A 6477-nucleotide genomic window follows, 5' to 3' on the forward strand; every position below is an offset into this window, starting at 1 on the left:
ACGCTCGGCCTCGAGGTCGGCGTGGTCGGCCAGGCGATCAGATAGGTCCCTCCTCCCGGCGCCCTGGCCGGGACTGCCCGCCTGGCTGAGAGATTGATTCACAGACCTGAGAAACTGATTCAACGCCCTGCCGCGTTGATTCAAGGCGCCTGGTCAACAGGTTGATAAAACGTTACTTTTTACAGCCGTGAAACACGGACAAGAGCGCAGGCGAACGCTCGCCTTTGCATGGCCTCGTCTGCATTTGCCGCCGCAGCCAAACGGGCAGATGCCCGGGCATCAAGCCCGGGCAAGGCACAGCTTCAGCCGCCGAACTTGTTGTTCTTCGGAAAGCCCTTGGGCGGCAGGCGGCCCGATTCCGCACGGTGGCCGAGCCACTCGATCAGTTCGGCCGCCCCGACCGTCCAGGTCCGGTTCGAGGTGTCGAGCCAGGTCAGGCCCTCGGCCAGCTTGAAGGTCTTGGCATCGGAGACGCCGCCATCCTTGTAGCGCTGCAGGCGCACGCCCTTGCCACGCCCCATCTCCGCGACCTCGGAGAGCGGGAAGCAGAGCAGCTTGCGGTTCTCGCCGATGATCGCGACATGGTCGCCCTCGGCCGGAACGGCGAGCAGCGCCTTGACCGGTTCGGTGACGTTGAGCACCTGGCGGCCCTTGCGGGTATTGGCCACGACATCATCGCTGGGGGCGACGAAGCCGCGCCCATCCGTCGTCACCATCAGGAGCTTCAGCCCCGGCCGGTAGGGGAAGGCGGAGACGATGTCGGCCGTCTCCTCCAGCTCGATCATCAGGCGGATGGGATCGCCGAAACCGCGGCCGCCGGGCAGCTTGGAAGCCTCCAGCGTGAAGACCTTGCCGTTCGAGGCCAGCACCAGGAGCTTCGCCGTGGTCTCGGTGTGGAAGCCGAGCTGCAGCGCGTCATCGCCCTTGAAGGACAGCGTCGAGAGGTCCTGGACATGGCCCTTCAACGCCCTGATCCAGCCCTTCTTGGAGACGACGACCGTGATCGGCTCGCGCTCGACCATGGCCTGGGTCAGGTCGATATCGGTCGTCTCCGGCATATCGGCGAAGTCGGTGCGGCGCTTGCCGATCGCGGTTTCCGGGCCGAAGAGCTTCTTCACCTCGCGGATGTCCCAGGAGATGGTCTTCCACTGCGTCGCCTCGGAGGCGAGCAGCCCCTCGATCTGGCCCTTCTCGGTGGTCAACTCGTCGAGTTCGGTCTTGAGCTGCATCTCCTCGAGCTTGCGCAGGGCGCGCAGGCGCGTGTCGAGGATCGCATTGGCCTGGACCTCGCTGAGCTCGAAATAGCGCATCAGCTCGATCTTCGGCTCGTCCTCCTCGCGGATGATCTTGATGACACGGTCGAGGTCGAGATAGACGATCAGCAGGCCGCGCAGGATCTCGAGCCGCTTCTCGATCTGGCCGAGGCGGAAGCGCGAGCGGCGCAGCAGCACCTCGCGGCGATGGTCGAGCCAGGCGCGCAGGGCCTCGTTGAGGCCGAGCACCCGCGGCACCAGCCCGCCGGTCAGCACGTTCATGTTCATCGAAATGCGCGATTCGAGCTCAGTGAGCTTGAACAGCGATTCCATCATCAGATTGGCGTCGACGGCGCGGCTGCGCGGCTCGATGACGACGCGGATGTCCTCGGCCGACTCGTCGCGCAGATCCCCGACGAGCGGCAGCTTCCGGTCGTTCAGCAGCTCGGCGATCTTCTCGATCAGCCGACCCTTCGAGACCATGTAGGGAATCTCGGTGACGACAGCGAGCCAGGTGCCACGGCCCTGGTCCTCGACATGCCAGCGCGCCCGGGTGCGGAAGGCGCCGCGCCCGGTGCGATAGGTTTCGGCCATCGAGGCCCGGGTCTCGACGATGATGCCGCCGGTCGGGAAATCCGGCCCCGGCACGAAGGTCATGAGCTGCTCGGAGGAGGTCTCCGGATGCTGGATCAGATAGAGCGCGGCATCGCAGAGTTCGGCGGCGTTATGGGGCGGGATCGAGGTCGCCATGCCGACCGCGATGCCCTGCGAGCCATTGGCCAGCAGGTTGGGGAACGCCGCCGGCAGGACGATCGGCTCCTCGTCCTCGCCATTATAGGTCTCGCGGAAATCGACCGCGTCCTCCTCGATCCCGTCGAGCAGGAGGCGCGCGACCTCGGTCATGCGCGCTTCGGTATAGCGGTAGGCGGCGGCGTTATCGCCGTCGATATTGCCAAAGTTGCCCTGGCCGTCGACGAGCGGGTAACGCTGGGCGAAATCCTGGGCGAGGCGCACCAGCGCGTCATAGACCGACTGGTCGCCATGCGGGTGGAACTTACCGATGACGTCGCCGACGATGCGGGCGCATTTCTTGTGCACCTGGCCGGGGTCGAGGCGCAGCAGCCGCATCGCATGCAGGATACGGCGGTGGACGGGCTTCAGGCCGTCACGCGCATCCGGCAGGGCACGGTGCATGATGGTGGACAGCGCATAGGCGAGATAGCGCTCTTCGAGCGCCGATTTCAGATCGATGCGCTCGGTCTCGTCCTCCGGTGGCGGCTCGACCGGCTTTCCCATGTGTCACTCAACCTCGATCTACGTTGCAGCCGCCGGGAAACGCCGGCCGCGAATCACTTCCTATGACGATGCCGGCCCGATGCAAGCCGCGCAAAGCGTCATACCCGCAAACGCGCCAGAAATCAGTGAATTCGTGCGACCAGCTCCAGCAGCCGCGCGCGCTCCGGCGACTCGAGCAATCCGCGCGGCTCAAGCAGATGGCGGCGCAGGAAGAAGCCGGTCAGGGCGAAGCCCGCCGCGATATCGGCGGCCGAGGGTTGCCGCCCACCCTGCCCTTCGCTGAGGAAGCGCGGCAGCGCCAGCAGACGATCCTGATAGGGCTCGGCCACCTTGCGGCTGACCGCCTTGCCCGATTTCGGCGAGACATGGGTGAGGTCATCGGGCGAGCCGGTGACGGCGCAGCGCGTCAGATCCAGCCCGAAGCCGAGTTCGGCCAGCATGGCGACCTCGAACCGCACGACAAGGGCCGGCGCCAGGGTCAGCTCGTCGAGATGTTCGATCAGCACCGCCAGCCCCTCATGCAGGGCCGGATGCGGATCACGCTCCGGCAGCAGCCGCAGCAGGGCCGAGATCACCCCCAGCCCATAGAGGGCGACGGGCGCCGCCATCAGCCGCGCCGCATGCGAGGTGATGAGCTCGACCTTGTATTCGCCGAGATGCTCGTCGAGCCGAGCCCGCCAGGTCAGCGAGACCGCATTGCCGGGCTGCAGCACCGGCTGCGCCCGGGCCGAGCGCCCTCCGCGCACGAGCCCGAGATGGCGGCCATGCAGACGCGTCAGCACCTCCAGGATCACGGCATTCTCGCCGTGCTGCCGGACGCCGATGATGGTGCCGTCGTCGCTCCACTCCATGACAAGGAGTTAGGCGGCGCACCCGGCCGGGTCAATTTCCGCAGGCCTCCCCTCCCGACAGCGCGCGTCAGCGGCGCCGGTCCGGACTGGCAGGCAGCCAACCTCAGACATACTGCGCGATGCCGCCGCCGAAGGACCAGTTCTCGCGCGCGGTCTCGATCAGGTTGATGAAGACGTCGTCGGGCCTCAGTCCGGGCTCCCGGCGCAGGTTCTCGGCGATCTTGGCAAACAGCGCCTTCTTCTGGGTGACGCCGCGGCTGTTGTTGCAGGTGATCTGGATGATGACGAGACCGGCCGTGCGCTCGAAGCCGAAATAGCGGGCGTTGAAGATGAACTCGTCGGGATCGTGCTGGTGGATCACCGCGAACAGATCGTCCTCCGGCACCTCGAAGGTCTCGCGCATCGCCCGATAGACGCCGTCGACGATGGCGGCAGGCTCGGAGGCGGGACGGCCGCGCCTCATGGAAATGCGGATCAGGGGCATGGTGGATCTCCGGTTCGCGCGAGGGCGTTCGCCTCGCTGTCCAGGGCAAGCTAGCGCTCTCCAAGCCATCGTTGTAGTGTATTATTGTAGATATCAATCATATGGATTCTTGATTTATGATCGTCGCCACCCTCGATATCGATGCGGTCGCCGCCTTTCTCTGTGCGGCCGATCTGCGCAGCTTCACGCGGGCCGCAGAGGCGCTGGGCACGACCCAGTCGCTGGTCAGCACCCGGGTCAAGCGGCTCGAGGAGGTTCTCGGCCGGGCTCTGCTCCAGCGCCACCCGCGTCTCGTCAGGCTCACCGCCGAAGGCGAGCGTTTCGTACCGGCGGCACGCGAGCTGCTCGCCGCGCATGAACGGGCGCGTGCGGCCTTCACCGAGTCACCGGAGCGCATCTCAGTCGGGATCAGCGAGCAGGCGGTCGGCGCCGATGCGCCGGCCTTGCTGGCGCGTCTGTTCGGCCATGACCCGACGCTGGTGATCAGCCTGCGGATCGAACGCTCGAGCCTGCTCGAGACGGCCTTCGAACGCGGCGAGCTCGATGTCGCCGTGATGCTGCGGATCGGACAGGGGCGAACGGGCGAGGTGCTGCGCCGCGACGCCTTTGGCTGGTTCGCCGCGCCAACGCTGACGCGCGATCCATCGCAGCCGCTGCCGCTCGTCAGCCTGATGACGGAATGCGCGCTCAGGCGTCACGCCATCGAGGCGCTGGGCCAGGGCGGGCTCAGCTGGCGGGAGGCTTTTGTCGGCGGAGGCATGGCCGCGGTGCTGGCCGCCGTGCAGGGCGGGCTCGGCGTCACGCCGCTCGCCGCACGCATCGCGCCTGCCGGCGCCGTCGATGTCGGCGCGGACTGGGGCCTGCCGGCGCTCGGCTCATCCGAGGTCGTGCTGCGCAGCAATGTCGCGACGCCGCGCGCCAACGCCTTCGTCAGGGAGCTGGCGGCGGCGTTTCGCGGGCCGGCTCAGCCCTTGTCGGCTCAGCCCTTGGGGAATTCCAGGCCCATCTCGCGATAGCGCTCCGGATCGTCGCTCCAGTTCTCGCGAACCTTGACGAAGAGGAAGAGATGGACCTTGGCCTCGGCCGCCTCGGCGATCTCGAGGCGGGCCTTCTGCCCAATCGCCTTGATGGTCTGGCCGCCCTCGCCAAGCACGATCTTCCGCTGGCCCTCGCGCTCGACATAGATCGTCTGCTCGATGCGCACCGAGCCATCGGGCCGCTGCTGCCATTGTTCGGTCTCGACGGTCGAGCGATAGGGCAATTCGTCGTGCAGGCGCTCGAAGATCTTCTCGCGCGTGATCTCGGCGGCGAGGAAGCGCAGCGGCGCATCCGAGATCTGGTCCTCCGGGTAGAGCCAGGGGCCGAGCGGCAGGCGCGTCTCGAGCCAGTCGAGAATGTCCTTGACGCCATAGCCGGTCAGCGCCGCGACCATGAAGGTGGTCTCGAACTTGCCTCGCTCGTTCAGCTGCGTCGTGATGGCGAGCAGCTTCTCCTTCTCGATCGTGTCGATCTTGTTGAGGACCAGGAACTTGGGCTGCTTCAGCTCGGCGAGCTTTTCGAGCAGCCTCGTGTTCTCCTCATTGTCGAAGCGCTCGACATCGATCAGCACGCCGATCAGGTCGGCATCGGTCGCGCCGCCCCAGGCGCTCGTCACCATGGCGCGGTCGAGCCGGCGCTTGGGTGCGAAGATGCCGGGCGTGTCGACGAAGATGACCTGCGCCGCGCCGGCGAGCGCGATGCCGCGCACCTGGGTCCGCGTCGTCTGCACCTTGCGCGAGACGATCGAGATCTTGGCGCCGACGAGCTTGTTCAGCAGCGTCGACTTGCCGGCATTGGGCGCGCCGATCAGCGCAACGAAGCCGCAGCGTGTGGGCTTGTCGGCCTCAGCCATTGTCATCTCCCATGGTTTCGTTCCAGAGCCCCTCGCGGCGCAGGAACGCCTCGGCAGCAGCTTGTTCGGCGAGGCGCTTGGAGCGCCCTTCGGCTTCGGCGTCGATCAATCCCGCGATCCGGGCCGCAACCCGGAAGAGCGGGGCATGGTCCGGGCCCGAGCGGCCGCGCTCGGTATAGGTCGGCGTCTGGTAGCCCTTGCCCTGCGCCCATTCCTGCAAGGCGGTCTTCGCATCGCGCAACGGGCGCACCGGCTTCAGCAGGCGCTCGCCAAAAGCGCGCTCGACCAGTCCTCTTGCTGCAGCATAACCGCCATCGATGAAGACCGCACCGATGATCGACTCGCAGGCATCGGCCAGGATCGCCTTGTTCTTGCGGGCGCCGCCCAGGATCTCGCCGTCGCCGAGCTTCAGGTAGCTGCCGAGATCCCAGCCCAGCGCGACTTCGGCGCAGGTCTCCTTGCGCACGAGATCGGCCAGGCGGCGCGACATGTCGCCCTCCTCGGCCTGCGGATAGCGCTCGAAGAGCATGTCGGCGACGCTCAATCCCAGGACGCGATCGCCCAGGAACTCGAGCCGCTGATAGCTGCCGAGCCGCGAGCTCTCGGCGCTCATATGKGTCAGGGCGGTTTCAAGCAGGGCGCGATTGGCGAAGACATGGCCAAGCTTCGCCTCGAGCCGAGCGAGGGCGGGCGTCTTACGCC

At 66.8% G+C, this 6477-nt stretch carries 6 protein-coding genes; 1 reads left to right on the plus strand and 5 read right to left on the minus strand.

Annotated elements, in window-relative coordinates:
- Nucleotides 1–302: 302 nt before the first annotated feature.
- The 3 genes from parC to AC1D34_RS32585 all read right to left on the minus strand — a co-directional run bounded on the left by parC (nucleotide 303) and on the right by AC1D34_RS32585 (nucleotide 3884).
- Complete coding sequence (gene parC, locus AC1D34_RS32575; RefSeq protein WP_441504764.1) at nucleotides 303–2549, minus strand: DNA topoisomerase IV subunit A; 2247 nt, start codon at nucleotides 2547–2549, stop codon at nucleotides 303–305.
- Nucleotides 2550–2671: 122 nt separating this feature from the next.
- Nucleotides 2672–3400 (minus strand): DNA repair protein RecO, encoded by a 729-nt coding sequence (gene recO / locus AC1D34_RS32580; RefSeq protein WP_441488718.1) that lies wholly within the window; start codon nucleotides 3398–3400, stop codon nucleotides 2672–2674.
- Between the two features lie 103 nt (nucleotides 3401–3503).
- Entirely contained in the window at nucleotides 3504–3884 is a 381-nt protein-coding gene (locus AC1D34_RS32585) for a tautomerase family protein (protein ID WP_441504765.1), read from the minus strand.
- Between the two features lie 116 nt (nucleotides 3885–4000).
- Between AC1D34_RS32585 and AC1D34_RS32590 the strand changes: the two genes are divergently transcribed.
- On the plus strand, nucleotides 4001–4900 hold the full coding sequence (locus tag AC1D34_RS32590) for a LysR family transcriptional regulator (RefSeq protein WP_441504766.1): 900 nt from the start codon (nucleotides 4001–4003) through the stop codon (nucleotides 4898–4900).
- On the opposite strand, the gene era is transcribed toward AC1D34_RS32590, so the two are convergent.
- Both era and rnc read right to left on the minus strand, forming a co-directional pair.
- The gene (era, locus tag AC1D34_RS32595; RefSeq protein WP_441504767.1) at nucleotides 4864–5775 is read right to left on the minus strand and encodes a GTPase Era; all 912 of its coding nucleotides are present in this window, start codon (nucleotides 5773–5775) and stop codon (nucleotides 4864–4866) included. The two genes, AC1D34_RS32590 and era, sit on opposite strands and share 37 nt — an antisense overlap.
- A partial coding sequence (gene rnc, locus AC1D34_RS32600) for a ribonuclease III (RefSeq protein WP_476826469.1) occupies nucleotides 5768–6477 on the minus strand: 710 nt, incomplete at its 5' end. The genes rnc and era, both read right to left, overlap by 8 nt.

It is taken from the genome of Allobosea sp. P1_A7 (assembly GCF_056406775.1).